This window comes from Bacteroidota bacterium (assembly GCA_016722375.1).
Classification (GTDB): domain Bacteria; phylum Bacteroidota; class Bacteroidia; order Chitinophagales; family LD1; genus Bog-950.
In genome coordinates this window covers 368157-391324 of sequence record JADKJG010000001.1, presented here as the reverse complement: position 1 = coordinate 391324, position 23168 = coordinate 368157, and the positions used below count along the sequence as shown (strand labels likewise).

16 protein-coding genes and 2 pseudogenes are annotated in these 23168 nt (G+C 45.4%); 10 read left to right on the top strand and 8 right to left on the bottom strand.

What is annotated here, in order from left to right; genetic code table 11:
* The first annotated feature begins 4 nt into the window (after positions 1-4).
* Both IPP77_01775 and IPP77_01770 read left to right on the top strand, forming a co-directional pair.
* Positions 5-1420: an MBL fold metallo-hydrolase gene (locus IPP77_01775; protein ID MBL0308448.1), complete on the top strand. Its 1416-nt coding sequence runs from the start codon at positions 5-7 to the stop codon at positions 1418-1420.
* A gap of 74 nt (positions 1421-1494) precedes the next feature.
* Entirely contained in the window at positions 1495-3534 is a 2040-nt protein-coding gene (locus IPP77_01770; GenBank protein MBL0308447.1) for a T9SS type A sorting domain-containing protein, read from the top strand.
* A gap of 8 nt (positions 3535-3542) precedes the next feature.
* On the opposite strand, the gene IPP77_01765 is transcribed toward IPP77_01770, so the two are convergent.
* On the bottom strand, positions 3543-4526 hold the full coding sequence (locus IPP77_01765; protein ID MBL0308446.1) for a GSCFA domain-containing protein: 984 nt from the start codon (positions 4524-4526) through the stop codon (positions 3543-3545).
* Between the two features lie 162 nt (positions 4527-4688).
* Here IPP77_01765 and IPP77_01760 point away from each other — a divergent pair, with 162 nt between their 5' ends.
* Positions 4689-7805: a tetratricopeptide repeat protein gene (locus IPP77_01760; GenBank protein ID MBL0308445.1), complete on the top strand. Its 3117-nt coding sequence runs from the start codon at positions 4689-4691 to the stop codon at positions 7803-7805.
* Positions 7806-7807: 2 nt separating this feature from the next.
* On the top strand, positions 7808-9436 hold the full coding sequence (locus IPP77_01755) for a TonB-dependent receptor (protein ID MBL0308444.1): 1629 nt from the start codon (positions 7808-7810) through the stop codon (positions 9434-9436).
* 45 nt (positions 9437-9481) lie between these two features.
* Here the strand turns inward: IPP77_01755 and IPP77_01750 are convergent.
* Both IPP77_01750 and IPP77_01745 read right to left on the bottom strand, forming a co-directional pair.
* A pseudogene (locus IPP77_01750) lies at positions 9482-10555 on the bottom strand (ABC transporter permease).
* 6 nt (positions 10556-10561) lie between these two features.
* On the bottom strand, positions 10562-11986 hold the full coding sequence (locus IPP77_01745) for a DoxX family protein (protein ID MBL0308443.1): 1425 nt from the start codon (positions 11984-11986) through the stop codon (positions 10562-10564).
* Positions 11987-12138: 152 nt separating this feature from the next.
* Here IPP77_01745 and folP point away from each other — a divergent pair, with 152 nt between their 5' ends.
* A complete protein-coding gene (gene folP, locus IPP77_01740) occupies positions 12139-12978 on the top strand; it encodes a dihydropteroate synthase (GenBank protein ID MBL0308442.1) in 840 nt (279 codons plus the stop codon).
* Here the strand turns inward: folP and IPP77_01735 are convergent.
* The gene (locus IPP77_01735; GenBank protein ID MBL0308441.1) at positions 12975-14255 is read right to left on the bottom strand and encodes a NupC/NupG family nucleoside CNT transporter; all 1281 of its coding nucleotides are present in this window, start codon (positions 14253-14255) and stop codon (positions 12975-12977) included. The two genes, folP and IPP77_01735, sit on opposite strands and share 4 nt — an antisense overlap.
* A 219-nt stretch (positions 14256-14474) precedes the next feature.
* Complete coding sequence (locus tag IPP77_01730; GenBank protein ID MBL0308440.1) at positions 14475-15800, bottom strand: T9SS type A sorting domain-containing protein; 1326 nt, start codon at positions 15798-15800, stop codon at positions 14475-14477.
* 203 nt (positions 15801-16003) lie between these two features.
* Here IPP77_01730 and IPP77_01725 point away from each other — a divergent pair, with 203 nt between their 5' ends.
* Positions 16004-16579 (top strand): hypothetical protein, encoded by a 576-nt coding sequence (locus IPP77_01725; GenBank protein ID MBL0308439.1) that lies wholly within the window; start codon positions 16004-16006, stop codon positions 16577-16579.
* Positions 16580-16690: 111 nt separating this feature from the next.
* Entirely contained in the window at positions 16691-18892 is a 2202-nt protein-coding gene (locus IPP77_01720) for a T9SS type A sorting domain-containing protein (protein MBL0308438.1), read from the top strand.
* A gap of 87 nt (positions 18893-18979) precedes the next feature.
* Here IPP77_01720 and IPP77_01715 read toward each other — a convergent pair whose 3' ends face one another.
* From IPP77_01715 to IPP77_01705, 3 genes and pseudogenes are all read right to left on the bottom strand, one after another.
* Entirely contained in the window at positions 18980-19576 is a 597-nt protein-coding gene (locus tag IPP77_01715; protein MBL0308437.1) for a bifunctional nuclease family protein, read from the bottom strand.
* Positions 19577-19669: 93 nt separating this feature from the next.
* A pseudogene (locus tag IPP77_01710) lies at positions 19670-20645 on the bottom strand (electron transfer flavoprotein subunit alpha/FixB family protein).
* Between the two features lie 23 nt (positions 20646-20668).
* Positions 20669-21409, bottom strand: a complete 741-nt coding sequence (locus IPP77_01705; protein ID MBL0308436.1) for an electron transfer flavoprotein subunit beta/FixA family protein — start codon at positions 21407-21409, stop codon at positions 20669-20671.
* Positions 21410-21485: 76 nt separating this feature from the next.
* Here IPP77_01705 and IPP77_01700 point away from each other — a divergent pair, with 76 nt between their 5' ends.
* Genes IPP77_01700 through tilS (IPP77_01690) form a run of 3 tightly spaced genes read left to right on the top strand, consistent with a single transcriptional unit; the run spans position 21486 to position 23147 of the window.
* On the top strand, positions 21486-21806 hold the full coding sequence (locus IPP77_01700) for a hypothetical protein (protein ID MBL0308435.1): 321 nt from the start codon (positions 21486-21488) through the stop codon (positions 21804-21806).
* The gene (gene tilS / locus IPP77_01695) at positions 21793-22965 is read left to right on the top strand and encodes a tRNA lysidine(34) synthetase TilS (GenBank protein MBL0308434.1); all 1173 of its coding nucleotides are present in this window, start codon (positions 21793-21795) and stop codon (positions 22963-22965) included. The genes IPP77_01700 and tilS (IPP77_01695) overlap by 14 nt, the downstream gene beginning before the upstream one ends.
* Positions 22917-23147 carry a tRNA lysidine(34) synthetase TilS gene (tilS, locus tag IPP77_01690; GenBank protein MBL0308433.1) on the top strand — a complete coding sequence of 77 codons (231 nt, stop codon included), beginning with the start codon at positions 22917-22919 and terminating at the stop codon, positions 23145-23147. The genes tilS (IPP77_01695) and tilS (IPP77_01690) overlap by 49 nt, the downstream gene beginning before the upstream one ends.
* The last annotated feature ends 21 nt before the right edge of the window (positions 23148-23168 follow it).

The window sequence follows — 23168 nt, the reverse complement described above, 5'->3', positions numbered from 1 at the left end:
ACTTATGAAAATAGAACAGATTTATACCGGATGCTTGGCTCAAGGAGCTTATTACATAACCAGCAATGGCGAGGCTGCCATTATTGACCCGCTTCGGGAAGTCAAACCTTATTTAGAGCGGTTGGAAAAAGATGGTGCTCGTCTCAAATATATTTTTGAGACACACTTTCACGCTGATTTTGTTTCCGGCCATTTGGACCTGAGCAAGAAAACCGGTGCGCCCATTGTTTACGGACCTACTGCGGAACCTGAATTTGAAAGCATAGTGGCTACCGACGGGCAAATATTTGAAATTGGCAAGGTGAAAATTAGAGTATTACACACCCCCGGCCATACCTTAGAGAGCAGTACCTATCTGTTAACTGATGAAAACGGAAAAGACCATGCAATTTTCTCTGGCGACACCTTGTTTCTTGGTGACGTAGGTCGCCCTGATCTGGCGCAAAAGGCCGCACACATGACGCAAGAAGACCTAGCCGGTATGCTCTACGAAAGCCTGATGAACAAAATAATGCCTTTGGGTGATGAAGTGATTGTTTATCCCGCCCACGGTGCAGGAAGTGCCTGTGGCAAAAATATGATGAAGGAAACAGTGGATACACTCGGCAGTCAGAAGAAAATGAACTATGCCCTGAACCAACCAAACAAAGAGGCGTTTATAAAAGCGGTGACCGAAGGGCTTACCCCGCCTCCGGGATATTTTAGCATGAACGTAGCTATGAACAAAAAGGGCTACGAAAGTTTTGAGACGGTATTAAACAAGGGAATGAGAACCTTGAGCGCCGATGAATTTGAAGTTGCGGCTGAAGAAACCGGCGCTTTGATTCTCGATGCCCGTTCGGCAAAGGTTTTCTGGAAAGGCTTCATTCCTCAATCTATCAACATTGGTATTGACGATGACTTTGCTCCTTGGGTAGGCGCCATGATTGTAGATGTGAAACAACCCATTTTGCTTGTGGCACAAGAAGGCCGAGAAGAAGAAACGGTCACCCGCCTCAGCCGCGTTGGTTTTGACCATGTGATTGGTCATTTGAAAGGTGGCTTTGAAACATGGCAGGCTGCGGGCAAAGAGGTGGACACGGTAAATCGTATCTCTACCCAAGAATTTGCAGGCAAACTAAATTTAGCCACCGATGTAGTTCATGATGTGCGCAAAGAATCTGAATACATGGGCGGACATGTGAAAGACGCTTACAGCAAACCGCTTGCTTCCATCAACCAATGGATAAAGGATATTAACCCCAAACAACACTTTTTTCTGCATTGTCAAGGAGGCTATCGTAGCATGATAGCCGCTAGTATTTTGCAGGCACGCGGCTACCGCAATTTTACCGAGGTAGATGGCGGATATAAGGATATCTCCAAAACCGAAGTCCCAAAATCCACCGAGACCAATCCGGAAAGGTTGTTGAAGGTTTAAACAACATCCTGTTCTCTTGGAATAATTCGGGGCCATCCGAAAGGGAAATAGTATATTTACAGAAGCCTAATGGAATGAAAGCAATTTTACTGGTTTCGGGCTTAATACTTTTCTCTCCTTTCGCCTTTTCGCAGAAAGAAGCTAACAACTGGGTTTTGGGATATAATGTCGGTGTGTCGTGGAATAGCGGCGCTCCGGTGGCGGTGCCGGGTGCAGTAATGAACCAAAACGAAGGGCTTGCCAGTATTTCAGATGCCGCTGGCCAACTCCTATTTTATACAGATGGAGTGACTGTCCGAAACCGCCAACACCAAGTCATGATGAACGGCACAGGCTTGAAGGGTAACTTTTCGAGTACCCAATCGGCACTCATTGTTCCTCAGCCTGGATCCAATGGGCTTTATTATATATTTACCACTGACGCTGACGGAGGGGCTAATGGTCTGAACTACTCAACCGTGGACATGACTCAGGATGGAGGTATGGGAGCGGTAACCGATAAAAATGTACTACTCTATTCTCCTTCCTGTGAAAAACTGACAGCTACCCGTCATGCCAATGGTCGCGATATCTGGCTCATCAGTCACCGATGGAACAGCAGTTCCTTTTATGCTTATTTGGTAACAGCTTCTGGTATTCAACTTAATCCGGTGGTGACAAACGTTGGTGCAGTGCATGCATTTTCCAATGGTCATGCCAATCAGTCTTATGGATATATGAAAGCTTCCCCGGATGGAACTAAACTGGCAGTGGCGGTTTGGGGTGTGGGCGGATGGCTAGACATTCTGAACTTTAATAATCAAACTGGTGTTCCTGCTCAGTTTATAACTGATAATACCTATAATGAACACGGCCCTTACGGAGTTGAATTTTCACCGAACAGTCGCTTGCTTTATGCCAGCGAAATGAACTATATGGATTCTTCGCATCTGTTTCAATATGATTTAATGGCGGGGAGTTCTGTAGCGGTCATTGCTTCGCGTACCACTATAGCCCGGGGTATGACTTATGATAATTGTGGCATGCAGTTGGCGGTAGATGGGAAGATATATATTACGTCTTATCCGCAACATTGGTTGAATGTGATTCAACAGCCCGATGTGCCGGGGACTGCCTGTAGCTATCAAGCGAAAGGTTTTACTTGGAGCGGTAGTTCTTATACCCAACTTGGACTTCCAAACTTTATTACTTCTTATTTCGGTGTCAAAGTAAAACTGAATGTTACTGTTACCGTAGATAAAATTCCTTGTAATAATCCCTGCGAAGGCCGTGCTCAGGTCAGCGTTTCCAATGGTCTCGCTCCCTATCAATATACCTGGCAGCCGGGTAACCATTCGGGAAGTGTGGTAAATGGCTTATGTGCTGGAAATTATTCTGTTACGGTTCAAGATGCTACCGGGCTTTCGTCGGTGGTCAGCGTTTCTTTGATCAACGCAGTACCGGTACCGGTAGAAATCCGTACAGAGAATAAATCCATCTGTGCCAATGACACTGCCCTGATATGTGCCACATCAGGATATGATTCGTATCGTTGGAGCAATGGAGGGACCAATGTGTGCATCCAGTCGGGTATGGCAGGAAATTATCAGGTAACAGCTACAGACCATTACGGATGTTCGGCTACTTCCAATCATCTTAATATAACAGTCATTCCCCCACCGGCAATGTCGGTTTCTGTAGACGGAAACAAAATATATACCGTGATGCGGAGTAATTATCAATGGTATCTCGATGGAGTGATTATCAACGGCGCGAATTCCAATGAGCTGGAAGTAAAGAGTCCTGGTTATTACTGGCTGGAAGTGAAAGACACGAACGGATGCGTCGCTACCTCAGCTCCGGTGTACTTTACTAGTACCAACGATCAGCGAGCAGAAGAATCGGATCTTCGCATTTTTCCCAATCCGGTTTCCGGTGTTTTTGTTCAGTTATCTGTGGACCATCGTTTGGTTGGCAGTTTGATAGAAGTCTTTGATAATTTGGGCAGACAGATTGCTGCGTACCAAATACAAACCGCCGAATCAGAATTTATTGCTCCTCTCCAGAAAGGAGTATATCTCGTTCGGATTAACTCACCTCAAGGTGCCGTTTCGCGAAGGCTCGTCCGACTATAGTTATCTCATTATTTCTGATTAGCCAACAACAATTGCCGTTCAGCGGTGAAATCGAGTGAATGGATATTTTCCAAGACCTCTAACTTCTTGATAGTTTGACTAACAAATTTTTGATGGGCTAATGATTGAGAATGGCGTGGCCGATGACGCGCAGCTTGTAGTATTTCGCCTATGCTTTTAAGTAATTGGAGACAATCCTTATCCATAAACGTGTTGCATAGAGCCTGCCACACATAATTAGTAGCTTCATAATTGGGATGCAGCATGTCTTCCGAAAAAAAACGATAGTCACGCAGATCATCCATCACCAGTTCATAAGCTGGAAAATAAAAGTGCTTTGGATGTGTTTGTTGCAAAGCATGTATGGCTGTGAAAAGATGCGCTTTGCTCACTGAATTTTCATGATGCCCAAAGGCGAAATATCGAACCGGACTGACGGTAAATATCACCTGAATCTCAGAATTGATCTTGATGAGTTTTTGTAGCGCATGCTCCAAATTTTCAACTATCTCTTCAGGCTTCAATAAACCACGCTCGAAATGGCTGCCGGATAGTTTGTGGCAATTAGAAACAATCTTTCCGGTTTCTCTCAATCGGAAAACATGAGAAGTACCGAAAGTGAGAAAAAGTTTGGTGGCCCTTTTTAAATCTTCCGAAGCCTGAGTCAGGTTTTGATTGATCCCTTTTAAAGTGAGTTCCGCCGTAGGCATGGAAAAATCTCCGTGATGATCGAAAGAATGAAAGAGTTCATTATGATAGACCAAATCGCTTTCGGTATAAGGAACTGGCTGTAGAAGCCGTTGGAGCGCTATAGCTACAGAATAGGGATTGTATTGCTGTCCAAAGGGGTTGACGTTTATCCTGAATTTATGGTCATTTAGCTTTTTGCCAATGTTTTCAGAAAAGCAAGATCCGATGCTGACGATTCTATCTTGGTGATTGAGCGAAAATGGGGCTCGTGGCGGAGTGACAATGGTTCGGTAAGGATTCATACGGGACAAAGAAAACGAAGTCCTGCTCAAATTCATCGCTCAGGCGTTCAACCCAATAGACAAACCCCCCGTTTTGTGGAAATTGACCTCTATATATACCTCCATGCCGATATACTAAAACATAGCTTTGCTCCGTTTAAAGGAAATTAACCCATTCAACAGGTGCTCAAGAATTATCTTTCTGCAGTCTTCTTAGTTGTGTTTGCACTTCAGAGTGCGGGCCAGCAGACGCTTTCTTTTATAGAGAAAGAAGCGGCCTATAAAAAGGGGATGGAGCTTTTTGATGAGAAAAATTTCCTTGCAGCCAGAGAAAAATTTGAAGAAATTTATAAGCAGAAGCAGGAAGCTATTAATCACCGCAGCGACATCCTGATTCAAAATCTAGAATATTATGTGGCAGTCTGTGCTACGGAAGCAAATGACAAGGATGCAGAAAAGCTATTGTTGGATTACCGTGAAAAGTATCATGAAAACGATAAGCGTCGTTTAATAAACTTCTATCTCGGTAAATATTATTACAGCAATCGCAATTACAACGAGGCGGTAGAATACTTCACTCAGGTAAAAACCAAAGACTTAGACAATAACCAGCTATATGAATATCGGTTTCAGTTGGGCTATTGCTACTTTGTAAAAAAGAAATTCACTGAGGCCAAGCCCTTATTTGCTTCTATTAAAGAGATTAAAGAGAAGTACTACTATCCAGCCACCTATTACTATGGCTTCATTTGTTTTTACAACAAAGATTATGATGAGGCATTAAGTAGTTTCAGTGCCATCGAAGATTCAAAGATGTATTCGCAGGTGATTCCTTATTACATCGCACAGATTTATTTTTTGAAGAAAGATTACGATAAACTAATCCCCTATCTGAATAAAAACATAGAGCGTAGTGATGTGATGTATAGAGAGGAAATGAAGTATTTACTTGGCAAAACCTATTTCCAAAAGGGAGATTATAAACAAGCACTGCCTTTGCTGAATGCTTATCTAAGCAAGCAATCTAAAATGGGGAAAGAGGATATTTATGAATTGGGCTATGCTTTATATCAAAACAAAGAGTATGCAAAGGCCATTGAGAATTTCAAACAGATATACAGCTTAGAAGAGAAGCTGGGTCAAAATGCCGCTTATGCGATGGCTGATTGTTATTTGAATCTTGAAAAGAAAACAGAAGCCCGCGCTGCTTTCCAGAACGCAGCAAATAAAGATTCTGATGAAAGTATTCAAGAAAATGCCATGTATAATTATGGAAAACTTTCGTTTGAACTGGGATTTAGCAGTGAGGCCATTCAGAGTTTTCAAAGTTATCTGGATAAGTATCCTGTAGGGGTCAATAGGGATGGAGTCAATGAATTGTTAGCGGCGGTTTTGGTGCAGACCAAGAATTATGACAAGGCATACCGCATCATGGAAAACATGAAACTCAATAGTGTTTTGATTAAGGAGGCCTATCAAAAAGTTACCTACTTCCGTGCTATTGAGCTATTTAATGACAACAAGACAGAGGAAGCATTAGCCTTATGCAACAAATCTCTTCAGCTCGCTATCAATGTTGATTTGCAGGCCTTAGCTACCTATTTGAAGGCAGAGATTCAATTCAGAAATGAAAATTATGACGAGGCAATTAGCAACTATCTCCTATTCGCGCAATTGGCTACTCCTTCATTAGAACAAAAAGGAGAGGCTTCTAAATTCAGAGCCTACTACAACATAGGATATTGTTATTTTAAGAAGAAAAGCTATTCCAACGCGGCAGTGTATTTCAGCCAGGCCATCTCAGAAGCTGATCATACTCCTGATAAAAAGGCAAAGACTGCTTTAGTTCCCGACTTATATCAGCGTTATGGCGATTGCTCTTTTGCTACTAAAAACTATTCCAAAGCAATTGAGGCTTACAGCAAGGTAGTAGAAAATCAATGGAGCGCTGCTGATTATGCTCAATACAGGAAAGGAGTTATTCTCGGATTGACCAACCGGAGCAACGATAAAATTGAAGCGATGAACTCACTCATTCGCAAATATCCATCCTCGAATTATGCCGATGAGGCTTATTTTGAAATAGGTGAAACCTACTTGGAGCAAGGCAGCAAGGCTCAGGCCAGATCGGCTTATCAAAATGTTATTGCCAATTACCCTAATAGCAATTTGCTCCCTAAGTGTTATTTGAAGATGGCTGTGATAGATTACAGCACCGGCAAAAAGGAGCAGGCATTGGAAGACTACAAAACAGTGGTGAAGAAATTTCCCTCATCAAAAGAATCGAGAGAATCTTTAGATGCTTTAAAGGATCTCTACGTCGAGTTGGGGAGAGCAGACGAGTATTTCGATTTTGTCAAAAATAATTCTTCAGTGACGATCAGTTCCTCAGAACAGGACTCACTGACTTTTCAGAGTGCAGAGAATGCCTATAATGCTAACGACTGTGCTCGGGCCATCAGTTTGTATGCGAACTATATCGGTAAGTTTCCACAGGGGTTCTTTACGAATGAAGCGCGTTGGAAAAAAGCAGACTGCCATTTGAAAGCGAAAGAATTTTCGGTAGCGCTCATTGAACTAGAAGATATTATTCAAAACCGATACAGTAAATATTTTGAAAAGGCTCTACTGAAGGCATCCGGCATTGCTTTCTATGAGTTGAAGGATTATAACAAAGCAAACACCTTTTATAAGCAACTCTATATTTCAAGTACGAGTGAGCAGAATACCTACACGGCCATGATTGGCTTGTTTCGAACGGCAGTCAAATTGGACAACACGACGGAAACTATTGAATATGCTGACCAGTTGTTGAACTCAGGTATGGCAAAAGATGCGGATATTCAGGAAGCCTACTTTGAGAAAGCTAAAGCCTCTTATAGTCGTGGTGATAAGGAATATGCGGCCGGGGCATTTAATCGGGTAACCGAGTTCCCCGTGAGCGAAAAGGCCGTGGAAGCCAAATATATGGCCGCAAAGATTTTGTTTGAACAAAAAGAATACAAACGATCGCTTGATACCTGTTTCCGCTTGAAGAATAAATACAGCAGCTATGAATACTGGGTAGCGAAAACCTTTATTCTTATTGCCGACAATTACATAGCCTTAGGCAACCAATTCCAGGCCAAGGCGACGCTGCAAAGTATCGTTGAAAATTATGAAGGCGATAAGACTGTTTTAGAAGAAGCCAAAACAAAACTGGAAGCGATTAGAACGGATGAACTGGGTAAATCAAAAATTCTTTTGCCCGATTCAAGCGACCATATCATTATGGAACCCGATTCATTAATAAACAGATGAGCATGTTCCCGAAAAAACAAATAGTTCTTTTGCTTTTCGCCACGGTTTTTACAACCGGTGGAGTTCTTGCGCAAGCGGGTGGCAAAGGTATTACCAATGAAGAGGTCATCGTGGTGAAAGAATATGAAGTAACCATTCCTGACGCAGACAAGGTAAACTTGCAGCCCAATATTCCCGAAGTGGAAGATTCAAAACCCAAGTTGGATTACACCGTCCCTCAAAAGGGACTCAGGGACTTCGCCTTTGAAACCAGTCCCCTGAAACCACTTTCCATCAGCAAAGAGAAATTGGAGAAGTATCACACCTCCTTCATCAAGGCCGGCTTCGGCAGTCAAATCATGCCCTTAGCCCAGTTGGCGTATAATGACAACAAGACCAAGGACTTGAATTTTGGATTCTTCTATAACTACCTCTCTGCCCGCGAATTCAAAGTGAAGAACCAACGCTTCAGTGATAATCAAGCGGGAGTTTATTTAAAGTGGTATCCTAAATCGGTCGTGTTTGGAACTCGGTTCAATTTTCGGAACTACCGCACGCACTTTTATGGAACCGACAGTATATTCAGAGCAAAGGATGTAGCGCAAACTTTTAGAACTTACGATGCTAAAATTTATCTCCAGAATGCCAAGCGAAATAAATACGACATCAATTTCTCACAGTTGTTGGGCTTTAACTATTTGCAAGAAACATTCGGCAAGGCCAATGAATGGTTCGTGGAGGGAAGAACTGATTTGGATAAGAAGTTTAAGAAGTTTCACACCATCTCCTTCAGTTTCAACTTTGATATCTCTAGATTAAAGAACGATTCGCTCATTCTTCGCAGACATATCTTTACGCCAAAGGTAGGTTACAAATTTAACAACGACGACTGGCGCGGTCACGCTGATTTGGGTGTGGCGGTGGATAGTAGCAAAGTAGTATTCGTCACCGAAGCCTATCTCGAAAAGCGGCTCTATGAGCAATCTATAATCGCTTATACTTCTTTTGAACGCCGTTATCAGAAAAACTCTTTAAATGCTTTTGCGACGGATAATAATTTTGTTCAGAACAGTATTTCCATTCGCAATTCAACCATAGATCATTTCACCGCCGGAATTAAAGGAACGATTGATAAGTTCAATTATAAACTGGGTTTTGATCTGAACAGGATCAAGAACTTGCCTTTATATGTAAATGACACCATGGACATGAAACGGTTCGTGATGATTTATGAGGCTAATATGCGCACGCTTGGATTTCACGGAGAAGCCGGATATAACATCAAAGAATGGCTGCGCCTGTTGGCGGTAGCCGACTATCAGTTTTATCAAATGAAAACGGAGACTAGACCTTGGCATCAGCCCAACTTCCGTTTCACACTTCGCGCCAATTACGTTTGGAAAAACAAGATTGTTGTCGGATTGGATTTGTTTGCCACCAGTCATACCTACGCTAAGCTCTCTATCGAAGATGGAGGCGAAAAGAAAGTGAAAGGCACCGCAGATTTAAACCTGAGTTTAGAATACATACTCACCAAGTCCTTTTCCTTTTTCGGCAACCTTAACAACATTGCCAACATTCGCTACCAAAGATGGAACCAATACCAAAGCTATGGCATCAACGGTATGGTGGGCGCTAAGTTTTCTTTTTAATCTCTGCGGCTACCGGATTTCCATTCAGCATTATTAAATTGATTGTCACACAGCCACTCGCGGATCGAGCAGCGAATAGAGTATGTCGGTGAAGATATTCATCACTACAAAAACGAAGGCTACCAAAAGCACGGAACCCATGACCACCGGAAAGTCGAAGGAGAGGAGCGACTCGATGGTTTGTAGTCCGAGGCCTTTATAATCAAATACCTTTTCTATAAAGAAGGCACCCGTGAGCAAAGCTGCCAGCCAACCCGAGATGGAAGTGACCACCGGATTCATGGCGTTTCGCAAACCGTGTTTGAAAATAATGGTGTAATAACCAAGCCCCTTGGCGCGGGCCGTGCGCATATAGTCCTTACTTCATGACATCGAAAGCATGGAACTTCGGGTCAGTTGGGTGATAATCGCTATCGGTCGAATGCCAAGCGCGAACATCGGTAGCCAGAGATTTTTCCATAAGGTGATTACTTCGCCGTCATAGTTCAGGTCTATCAGCGAACCACGCACATTCAGATGCGTCCAGTCGCTGAGGTAATAGCCAAAGACCATAGCGATCACGATACCGGAGAAATAGGAGGGCTGTGAAATACCAAAGGTAGAAAGCACGAGTATGGAGTTATCCCAAAAGCTGTATTGGCGGATGGCAGCAAAGACGCCCAGTACAATTCCCAATATCGTGGCGAGCAACATGGCCGAAAGAGCCAATACAAAGGTGGGATATACTTTCTCGCCTAATATCTCGCTCACCTTTTTTCTGGTTTGAAAGGACTTACCTAAATAGGGGGTCTTCATTACCAGCGATAACGACCGAACCGTAAGAAGTTTTGTATAAGGAACCTCGCTGGCTTTGAGATATGAAGGGGAACTCTCGTTAGATAAATGATGCAGCGATATAGGCGACAGGTCGTTGAAATAAAGCAGCAACCGTTCTTGCCAGGGCAGGTTCAAGCGAAACTCTTTTTCTACGGCGGCAACTGAAGAAGCATCTGCCCGCTGCCCCATGGTCATCCGCGCCGAATTGACGGGGAGAACGTTGAATAAAAAGAAGATGACAAAGACCACGCCAACCATAACGAGCAGCCCGTTGAAGAATCGCCGGAGGATGAAGCGGAGGATTGTCATTTACTTATTTGAAAAATATTCCTTCTTCAAATCTTCCCAAGAAGGCAGGTGGCGGTAATGCCATTTACCCACCACTGTTCCGTTCTTCAATAACACCAAACCGGGGTTCGAGCGGATAATTGTCTTCAAGGGGGTTTCGTCGGCGTGGTAGAAAGGGTAAGCAGTTTGGTTCCGGTGGCGGAAATCTTCCACCTTGCCATCGTTCACCGTTACGGCAAAGAACTTTGCCCCGACCTGTCCGCTGCCCGCTGCAATCTCGTTGAGCTTTTGAAAAGCCGGTTCATTGGTCTTATGCAGGTTGTAGGCCACTACCATGAAGGAATAGCCCGGCTCTGCAAAAAGCTCGTCCGTAATATCGGTGCCCTCATCATTTTCAATTCGCAGATTGGTAATCTTTGCCGGTATGCCGGGATCAAGCACTTTGTCTTTACGCTCAATCATGCTGTCATATTCGGCATAATCCATTTTACCTTTCATCACATCATCATAAGAAAACTCTTTTGCCTCGCCGGTCTTGTTGCTTCGGTAAACAAAGATCATCTCGACTTTGGCGGGCTTCTTTTCCGTTCTCAATTCAGGAATATTATTGCCCACGGCATAAGGACGGAAATCAAGTACCGGTTCGTTCCAATATACGTTGTAAAGACAGAACAGCAGAGCGAGACCGCCGATGATTCCTGCGGCAATATTTCTGAAAGTGGTGCTCAGCGCTTCGCTAATCAAATGAGGCGTGAGAACCAGTACCAGAATCATGAGGTCGAGGATGATGTCTTTATAGAAAGTCTCCCAGGGTTTCAGCTTGATGAAGTCGCCAAAGCAGCCACAGTCCGTTACCTTCATCTTTGTTTCGGTAAAAGAACAAGCAGCCGAAGAGTCGCTCATAAACATACCACACAGAATTACTAGAAGCAGTACTGAGGGCCCCAGGATGGTGATTTTTTTACCCATTGTTTTGGGAAACACAATCAGGGCTAATAATCCAAACACAAAAGCAGCCGACAGGATAAACTTGGGCGTGATGCAATAGCCGGACAGGTAGGTATAGCCCGTCAGGAAGGTGAAGAACAGAGTGAGCAGCCAGATGAAGCCAACGGTCCATCTGGTTTTCCATCCCAGAAGCAACATGAAACCAAAGAAGAGTTCTGCGGCGATCATCAGGATAGCAAACGCAGTAGAGAAGCCTGTCAGAAATTCCCAAAGCGGGCGGAAGCCTTCTTGAGCAAAAGCCTCAAAGTATTCGTGCATTTTGAAACTGGTTCCCAGCGGGTCAACGGCCTTGACGAAGCCGGAGAAGATGAAGAACACACCAATAAAATCTTGAAGGAAGGTGACGTAGATATTGGTCGGCTTCTTGACGAAGAAGCGAAGAATGCCGAGCGCGAGGGCCGCCGCAGCTACGATAGAGAAAATGGTATATACCGTCATGTTTTTGATTTATTGACTGCTGGATTTCTTACAAACCTCAAGACTTTTATTTTCGCGGCGTGCTGATTGAACCGTGAACAAGTTTTTTGAGCCATCGCCCCAAAAATAGATAAGAAAAGATATTTCCGTAACCGTTTAATAAACATTGACAAATGCGATTGAAATGCCGTGATAGAAGTCTTGATTTCCACACTCCTTTGATCATGGGGATTCTGAACCTTAGCCCCGATTCCCTTTATGATGGGGGCAAGAGCAGGGCAGGCGAGCATGCTTTGAACCAAACCGAGCGGATGCTTCGCGAAGGGGCTGAGATTATTGATCTAGGCGGGATGAGTTCGCGACCGGGGGCAGAAATTATTTCTGTGGAAGAGGAGTTAGAGCGGGTGATTCCCGTCTTGCGCCAAATCAGGTACCGGTTTTCCGAAGCGATTATTTCGATAGATACGATTCATGCAAAAGTGGCAGAAGAGGCCTTGCAGATTGGCGCACATATCATCAACGATATTTCGGGAGGAACTTATGAACCCGAGATCATAAAGATAGCTGCCAGACATAAAGCGGCCTTTATCATCATGCACAAAAAAGGCAACCCGGTAGATATGCAGGAGAACCCACAATATGAGCAGGTGGTTCAAGAAGTGAAAGCCTTTCTAGCTAAACAAGTGGAGCAATGTCAGAAAGCCGGATTGACCGACTTGGTGATAGACCCCGGCTTTGGTTTCGGGAAAACAGTGGAACACAACTATACTTTGCTGCGCCATCTGGATTCATTTCTTGACATGAATCTGCCCTTGATGGTGGGGCTTTCGCGCAAGGCTATGATCTGCAAACCATTGGGTATCCATCCCGAATCAGCTTTGAACGGAACAACTGCGCTTCATACCATAGCGCTGACGAATGGAGCCAACATCCTGCGGGTGCATGACGTGAAAGAAGCAAAAGAAGTCATTCGATTATACCAAGCCTGCTATCCCCCTTCGGAACCGGCTTAGGTCAGGATTCCGGCGATGGTGGCCGATAGATAAGAAGCCAGTGTGCCGCAAATCAAGGCTTTGAAACCCAAGCGGGCAAGGTCCTTGCGCCGGTCCGGTGCCAGCTCGCCGATGCCGCCTACCTGAATAGCAATAGAACCAAAGTTGGCAAAGCCGCAGAGCGCAAAACTGGCAATCACAATCGCCTTCGGCGAAAGTGTATGTGCCGCGATTAAAGGAGTCAGGTTGGCATAGGCCACAAATTCATTGATGACCATCTTGGTGCCGAGCAGTGCCCCTACTGTTTTTATCTCATGTCCCGGCACACCCATCGCCCAAGCAAAGAGAGAGAAGACGGCACCGAAGATAGAATCGAGCGTAAAGTTGGCGAGGTTGATGCCAATCGGGCTGAGGTCTAGACCGGTGGCGGAAAGCATCAACCCAACTTTAATCAGGATGGCATCGGCCAGTGCGATCAGCGCAATAAATCCAATCAGCATAGCGATGACGTTCAGCGAGATTTTCAATCCATCCGAAGCACCGTGCGCAATAGCATCCAGCACGTTGGCATGGGTTTTATGTACTTCCAGTTTCACCGCGCCTTTCGTAGCCGACTCTTCCGTTTCGGGCCAAACAATCTTTGCGATCACCAGCGAGGCCGGTGCGGCCATGATGCTCGCCGCCAGCAGATAAGGCGCCGGCACCCCCATCGCAATATACACCGCCATCACCCCTCCGGCTATACAAGCCATACTGCCGCTCATCGAGGCCAGCAGTTCGCTCATCGTCATGGACGAAATGTAGGGCTTAATCATTATCTGCGCTTCTACCTGCCCGACAAAAGCCGAAGCCACATTGCTCAGCGCCTCGCTGCCCGACACCCGCATCAGGGAATGAACCCCGCGCGCGATGAACGAAACGATGACTTGCATCAATCCGATATGATAGGCAATGCTGACCAACACGGCCACAAAAATGATGGTAGGCATGATGCGGAACATGAATAGAAAACTATAGTGATCGCCGAAGATAGGATGCAGCAAATCGGGCCGCATCAAACCCCCAAACACAAACTCGCCACCTTTATCGGCCAGTTCCAGCAGTCGTTTGATCTTGCCGCCCGTCCAGCCAAAGACGCTTTGCCCGACCGGAGTTTTTAGAATAAACAAAGCCAAAGAAAGTTGCAAGGCCAGGCCGCTGAACACTAGCCGATAGTTAATGGCTTTGCGATTGTTTGAAAGCGCGTAGGCAATGCCCAAGATAAGTACAACGCCTATAAGACCGGTGAATCTTTCCATGTGGAGTGGTTATAAAACAAACATAAGGTTATTCGGCAATTGTGAGTTGGGTTGCTGAGGGCTGAATCTGTTTCACGCAGAGGCCGCAAAGAAAATACCGCGCAGAGCGCGCAAAGGAAAGACGGCCAATCTCTTTGCGTTCTCTGCGATAACCTCCGCGTACTCTGCGTGAAACTGTATTTGTATTTCTTTCAGCACTCAGCATTCATAACTCAGTACTTAATTAACCACCAACTTCTTAAACACCGAGCCTTCTTGGTTGCGGCATTCAAGCAAGTAAAGACCAGCGGGAAGATGCGCAAAGTTGAGGGACCGAGACTGCAAGCCCGCGCTTAATCTTCCGAGATTATAATTGCCGGAAACTGTTCTGCCATCCAAAGCATGAAGGATGATTTCAAACTCTGAACTTTCGGATACATCAAACTGCAAAGTGATTTTTCCATCCGAAGGATTAGGTGAAATGTCTAATGATTTGAGCGAGCCGATTTCATGGATGGCTCCGCAAGCTGAACCGTAATTGCATGAGTCAACAAAATGGAAACAGTTGTCCCAAATTAGCACAGCTTGCTGATAGGAGCAATCATTAAAGTACACCTTTTGGTTGTGGCTGAAGCAAAGAACTTCTGAGCCATAATCCCGTGCAGAGATTTCGTAGAAAGGGCCTTCGTTACACAAACCGCCGCCACATGATCCATCATTTCTGACATAAGTAATAACCGGATTTCCTAAATGACCGGTACCTTCAAGCCAAACCAATGTCCTTGAATATGGCGCATTATGGTTGCGAAGAAAAAACGTTCTGTACTGAATAGAAAAGATAGTAAAGGACTTGATAGAATCCACCCGATAAGTCCCGTTGGGGTAATATGCAAGGGATGAGCGTTTAAAGCGAAGAGAAATCGTATCCTTCACTTTCAGCGAGAAATCATACAAAAGTGATTCTGTGGTATCATAATCATCCCTGAAATAAACTCTACGCAGCACGGTATCTTCTCTCATATATCCGAACACACACGGTTGACTGCCAAAATAACCTCCATCGGTTATGATTATTTTATACGGTAGAGAATCAATTATTGTGTCATTCTGTGAAAATATCCTCGCGGGGTAATCGTTGGACGAATTTGAACATGATGACCGGGATGTAATCACCGTTGGCTCCCTTCTCACTAAGCAGATATAGTTAGCCAAAGACCATTCATTCACCTCCTCCAACAACTTATGATACTCGGCATCCTCCACCACAAAATCTTTGCAAGTGTCCGATTCGCAGAGCGTCACCGTATCCATCAGGTGCATACAAATTCGATAGGTGCTGTTGGTGTCGAAGTTGTAGGACGACTGCAAGGTGTTGGTGTCAAGCAATAAAGTGTCGTTGCCCACCGTGAGGAGGAAGGTGGCGACGGCATCGGGGCTATTGACACTAAGCGTATCGAAAGTATATCCGCCTCGGCCATTGGAGTTGATGCGGATGTCGGCAGTGCATTGGCTATGTGCCAAGGAAGCGGATGAAAGAATGATGAACAGGAGGTAAATGTGTTTCATAGGATTTGGTTTTATATGAAATGAATTTTCAGGTTTGAAAGTATAACTTCTTTCAGCGATTCCATCCCTTTGAGGGATGGAATCGCGCCTACCCCCCAAAAAAATGACACTATTATGACAATTCCCCATTTTTGGGTAATGCTTCGGGGCTTAGGTTTGCTTATATTTTTGAAAAGTGGTAAAAAGCCCAAAAAAGCCTCAAAATGAACCCAAATCAGCCTTCTTTATCCATTCCGGCCTCAAAAGCAAATTTGCACAGAGGCCATGCAAATTGCAAAAAGGCTCATGCAAGTTTGCATGGAGGGCAAGCAAGTTTGCAAAGAAGGCAAGCAAGTTTGCAAAAGACTCATGCAAGTTTGCAAAGAGGGCAAGCAAATGAAAAGGGTGATGCAAATTTGCAAAGCAGCCATGCACGTTTGCAAAGGGTGATGCAAGTTTGCAAAGAGGTCATGCACATTTGCACAGCGCCTGTGCAAATACGCTTTGCGTCCGGGCCAGTGTTATCACTAACCATCCAAAGGTGCTTGGTAAAACGAACACCCACCGCAGCAGCGGCGGAAATTGTAGCCTTCAAAACCGATACCCATCGCAAGACGACGCTTTCAGGCTTCACGTCTCAATTCAAATACACTGTCAGTGTGTATGCCGTGAATGATTTCGGCGCCAGTCTTGTTTGCGACCCTATCGCGCGGTACCGGCGTCGTAAGTTTTACCAAACTCCATCAGAAGCCCTTTTGCAGCAAGGGGTCATGACCCCTTGTTGTAACTTTGTGTCATGACCCCTTGTCAATACAAAGCCCTTTCGCAGGGCAGCGTTTCAACTCAGCACTCAGCGTTCATCATTCAGCATTGTGGGAGGCTTTTTTATTTTTAGCTTTCAAAGTACATCATTGAGCAAGAGATTTTACACTTTAAGTTTGTTAGGACTATGGTTTGCCATAGGCTACACCAGTGCGTATGGACAATGCTGCACCAGCGGCATCAACCTGTTGGCTGCTTACAATTCCAACTTCGCCGATACATTTTCCACCGTGCCTCCGGGCTTTCAAACAGATAATACCTATTGGCCTACACCGGTAGGCTATGGAACATACATGATCACTGCGTCGCGCAATTTTGGTGCTTGTACCTTTACCCCTCAATATGACCATACTTCCGGCAATAGCAACGGAAATTATCTCTGGTTCGATACCGGCCCTAGTGCAAGTGTCGCTACTCCGGCCACCGCTTGGAAACCTTACAATCCGAATTTGCCAACCGGCAAGGAGAACCTGATTGCCGTAACACCAAACACCACGTATGTTTTTTCGAGCTGGGTGCGCGACCTGTCGCGGAACAATAATTGCGTCAGCGGAGGCGCGCCGCTGGTGGGCCTGCGTATCAACGGGGTGGATATGGTGGAACTTGATTTGGGACTCATCACCGTTCCTTGTTGTCCGCAATGGAAACAGTTGTGCACTACTTGGCAATCCGGTTCAGACACCACCGCAGATCTGCGCATCGAGAGCCGCCGCGGTCAGGGCTGGACAGATTTGGGCATTGATGATGTTTATTTCGGCAGTCCAACCGACCTTAGCTTCAGTTTGGGAAATGATACCGCGATTTGCAACGGACAATCGCTTCTGCTTCGAGATTCGACACCCGGTGCTACTTATTTGTGGAATGATAGCAGCACCGCTAGTTCGCTAAGGGTGAGTGCTCCCGGATTGTATTGGCTCTCGATGAAACAAGGAGTATGTACCGGTAGAGATTCTATCAATATCACACAGAAGTTTGCCCCCTTGGTAGCCTTAGGGAATGACACGTTGATATGTAACGGATCTGCTTACCCGCTTATTCCCTTGCTCAATGGCGGTAAGCCTTTAAGTTTTCTGTGGCAGGACAACAGCACCGACTCAACTTCAATGGCCGACAGTTCGGGGCTTTATTGGATACAAGCTGGCAATGAATGTGGGGCAAGCAGAGATTCAATAAAGGTCCAACAGCTTTTGGCACCGGTTGTCTCTTTGGGCAGCGATACGATATTATGCAGCACAACGGCTCATGCGCTTCTGCCTATCCTTACTGGCGGCGTACCTTCCAATTATCTTTGGCAGGATAATAGCACAGCGGCGACTGTTTCGGCCAGCGCCACCGGTCTGTATTGGGTACAGGTTATCAATGAATGTGGCACCGGCAGGGATTCGGTGAACCTCACTTTCCAAAGTGAAGTTGCTCCGTTCAGCTTGGGCGGCGACACCCTGATTTGCAACGGCGCCTCGCTGACGCTTCGACCGGCTCCGGTTCCATCGGGAAATTTCCTTTGGCAGGATAATACCACAGACAGCACCTTCATCAATGCCTCGAATGGCCTCTTTTGGTTGGAGGTGAGCAACCTTTGTGGCGCGTATCGCGATTCGATTTCCATTTCATCCTTCACCACCGCGCCTGTCAGCCTCGGCGATGACACCATCATTTGCTCCGGAAATATGATGGAGATTTGTGCGCCCGACACTTTTGTTGCCTACCAATGGAACAATGGAGGAACAGCGAGTTGTACTACTACCAGCCTTGCGGGAAATTATTGGGTGAGCGTGACCGCATCGAACGGATGCTCCCTTGTTTCTGATAGAAAGGGGGTGGCCGTGTATCCGGTATCTTCGGTTTCCATCGTTCTTCAGGGAGATACGATGTCTTCCTTTAGTGCAGCGAGCTATCAATGGTATCTGAACGGGGAAAAGATTCCCGGCGCGACCACCTCCGTGTATGTTGCCGCTGAACCCGGAGAGTATAGTCTGGGGATAACGGATATAAATGGATGTGCCGCTACGTCCAGCTCTGTTGTCATTAGCGGTGTCAGTGAATTAGCAGCAAACTCTTCGATACATATTTACCCTAACCCCGCCACCGCTCAACTCTTCATCCAAATCACAGGTAAAGTCCCCTTCGGGAGTCTTGGGGCTGTTTCGATATTTGATATGAACGGAAGAAGGCTGAGCGAACAAAACTTTGCTTCACCAATAGATGTCAGCAGCTTTGCGTCGGGTGTTTACTTTGTAGAGGTGAAGATGAATGGAGCGGCGGTGAGGAAGATGTGGGTGAAAGCCCCCTAACCCCCAAGGGGGAATAAAGACAGCCGAATTAAGAGAAGTTTAATAATAAAGACTACACCGGTTCCCCCTTTGGGGGTTAGGGGGCTACTACTTTTTCTTATTCAATTCATCGCGGATGCGCGCAGCCATTTCGTAGTCTTCATTTTCTATGGCCGTTTTCAAGGCGGCGTTCAGGTCGGCTACCGACATCTCGGCATAGTTTGCCGAAGGTCTGGGACCACCAGGAGCAGAGGTCTCTTTCTCCTCGCCGGAGGCTATAGGAATATCTTCGTTAGGATCGGCCTCTACGCCAGCTTCGTTCAGGATACTTTCTTCGATGTATATAGAGGCATCATATCGGACGGCAAGCGCCAAAGCATCAGATGTTCTGGAATCTATCTCAAAGGTTTCAGCACCGCGTTTGCAAACTAGGTTGGAGTAAAACACTCCGTCTACCAGTTTGGTGATATGGATATGATCCAATACGATGTCAAAAGTGTCGCAGACGGTTTTCATTAGGTCATGAGTGAGCGGACGCGAAGGGTGCATGTTCTCCAGCGCCACCGCGATGGCCTGTGCTTCAAACCCTCCAATGACAATAGGAAGCCTTCGGCTGCCACCCACTTCGCCCAACACCACTGCGAAAGAGTGAGACTGAGTAACGCTGTGTGACAGCGCAATTATTTCCAGTTCAATCTTGTCCATGAATTATTGAAAGGCGAAATGTACAGCGATTTTTCGTAAATAAAAATGACAGGTATGGTAAAGGGTCATTCATATCATATAACCGATTCATGATTAGTGAGCGGCTTTAAACTTCTTGATTTCTTCAATCAGTTTAGGCACTACCTGAAAGGCATCGCCCACGATTCCATAATCGGCTACTTTGAAGAAAGGTGCTTCGGCATCGGTGTTGATCACGACCATCACTTTAGATCCGTTCACACCTGCCAGATGTTGGATTGCTCCCGAAATACCGATAGCAATGTATAGGTTGGGGCGTACGGTTAAACCGGTTTGTCCCACGTGTTCACTGTGCGGACGCCAGTCCACATCCGACACCGGACGAGAGCAGGCCGTAGCAGCGCCTAACTCGTTAGCCAGTTCTTCAATCATCCCCCAGTTTTCCGGGCCTTTCAATCCGCGTCCGGCAGAAACGACAATCTCTGCTTCGCTCAACGGCACCTTTCCTACAACGCGGTCAACTGATTTTACTTGAACTGAAAAGTCTGCATCTGTCACTGTGGGAGTAAAAGTTTCGACACTGGCGACTCCGGTTCCTCTCACCGGCGAAAGTGAATTAGGATTGACAGAAATTACTTTCTTCTCAGTCGTCATTTGGTAAAACGCAGAAGCTTTGCCAGAGAAGACGTTCTTGCGCGCCGTCAAACTATTTCCTTCTGCTTTAGGCAAATCTACCGCACCGGGCACATAGCCCGCCTTCAGTTTCACACTTAGGCGCGAGGCCAGAAGCTTTCCATTTTGGTTGAAAGAAGAAACTACCAAGGTAGCGCCCGATGTGTTCACGGCTTCGGCTACTGCTTTAGTAAATGCTTTGGAGTCAAAATTATTGAACCGAGCATCGTTGGCATGAAGCACCTTCTTCACGCCCACTTGGCCGAGCGTTGCTAATACATCCGTTGATGCCTCGCCCAACACGACCGCTATAGAATCTGTTCCCATGGCTTCTGCTGACTTAGAGCCATAATAAGCGGCTTCCACCGAGGCTTTTTATTTTTCCTTCCGATACTTCTACAAAACTTAATACACTCATTGCTATTGATTATTGATTTCTAATTAAATGACTTTCGCTTCTTCGTGTAGCAACTTGACCAGTTCGGCTACATTGTCCGGCGATATCATTTTCACCTGCTTTTCCTTACTAGGCAGAGAATAATTCACCATGGTGGTTAATTTGTCTGTTGCTTCAGCAGGTACCACCGCTAAAGGTTTGCTTCTGGCTCCCATGATTCCTTTCATATTCGGAATCCTCGCTTCGGCTAAATCTTTCAGCGCCCCCAAAACCAAAGGAAGTTTGACTTCAACTGTTTCCGTTCCGCCTTCTATTTCGCGCTTGATGGTGGCTACACCGTTTTCCACCTGGAGGTTTGCAGCTAATATAACACAGGGTAAATCCAGAAACTCGGCAATCATGCCGGTTATCTCAAAAGAATTGTAGTCAATGGTTTCTTTGCCTGTGATAATCAAATCGTAGTTTTCGTTCTTGGCATGTGCTGCAATTTGAGAAGCTACAAAGTACGCATCGGTAGGCTCTGCATCTATCCGAACTGCTCTATCAGCGCCGATGGCCAAGGCTTTGCGAATCACCTGCTCAGAATCTGCGCCACCTACGTGAATGACCACTACTTCGCCGCCTTGCTTTTCTTTCAGCTCGATGGCGCGAACCAGTGCATACCATTCGTCCGTTGGGTTCATAATGAACGTAACTCCATCCGGATTGAATTTGGTGTTATTTTCGATGAAGGTGATTTTGGAGGTGGTGTCGGGTACTTTTGCTATCGGAACTAATATCTTCATGATTATTATTTTAAAATTGACGTGCGAAAGTATGTAAGTTTACCAACTATCAAAACGTAATTCTATCTACAAACCCATGATAAATCGCCTCGAAAAATTGAAGGAAATGGAACAGGCCAGTCCCGGCGATACCTTTCTCAAGTTTGCCATTGCTTTGGAGTATATGAGCAGCAACAAAGAAGAATCCATTCGTTTATTCGAACTTATTCTTCACCAAACACCCACATACATTCCTACTTACTATCAACTGGGAAAGTTGCATGAAGAGATGGATAATAGGAAGCGTGCTGTCGAAGTGTATCGGTTGGGAATGAAACAATCGGAGGCGGCGTCAGAGAAAAAGACGCTCCGTGAATTACAAGAGGCTTTGGAATCTATCGAGCATGAACAAGAATAAATCGTTGCTGCAAAAATTTCAGGAGTTTAACGCCGATAATCGAATGGCGAGCCGAAAGAAGAAAACTATTCTGGCGGTGAGCGGTGGCGTGGATTCTGTTGTGATGTGTGATTTGTTTCACCAAGCTGAATTTCCGTTTGTCATAGCGCACTGCAATTTTCAATTAAGGGGAATAGAGTCTGACGAAGACGAATCATTTGTAAAGAGATTAGCAGAAAAATATTCGGTAGTGGTTTTTGTCAAGCGATTTAATACGAAAGAGTATTCTGAGGAAAACAAGCTATCCATACAATTAGCCGCGCGACAACTGCGCTATGAATGGTTTGAAGACTTAAGAAAGGAAAAGGACTTTCAACTGGTTGCCACAGCACATCAATTGAATGACAACATAGAAACCATTTTCTACAACCTGATTAAGGGCACCGGTATTCGCGGCTTGCGCGGCATACCTGTTCGACAGGGAAATGTCGTTCGTCCGATTTTGTTTGCTTCCAGAGAAGAGATAGAATCGTACATGAAGGAGTACCAATTAGCATACAGAGAGGATAGCTCGAACGCAGAGGATAAATATATGCGGAACAAAATCCGCCATCACCTTATCCCCTTGATGAAAGAAATCAATCCGTCTTTAGAGAAAACCATTTCAGAGAAGATTGCGGTATGGTCAGAACTGGAAGCGTTATATAACCGGTCGGTAAGTAAATCATCCGCTCAACTATTTATTCCGCGAAGGAACGATATCTATATTCCTATTTTGAAACTGAAGAAAACCAAGAATATTTCGACGGTTCTTTACGAGTACTTGAAAGATTATGGTTTCAATGCTGCGCAAGTGAACGACATGCTCACAAATCTTGACGACATACCCGGGAAGCAGTTCCTAACCAGTACCGCACGTGTGATTAAAGACCGCCGATTCTTTATCCTCACCCGATTACCCGAGCAGGATTTCACCATCCGCTTGATAGATGACCAGGATGTAGAGGTGAGTTTGGGCGAAAAGAAGTTGTTGATGGAGCGAATTGAAATCAATAGTCCGCCATCAGAATTGAAATTGGCTACTACTTCAAACGTGGTGCATATTGATATGGGTAAGCTTACTTTCCGCTCATTGTCCGCCGGTGGAAACCCGGCGATTACTTCTATCCCTTCGGAATGAAGATGAAAAAGAAGAAGCTCAAGAAGTTTCTGACGGATGAGAAAGTTCCTTTGAACGAAAAGGAAAATATTTGGGTTATTGAGTCAGACAAGAAAATTGTATGGGTGGCAGGTTACCGATTGGATGAGCGCTTCAAGATCAGCTCACGAACACAGCAGATGTTGAAAATTCGCTTGCAATAAAAAGACCTCTATATTCGGCGC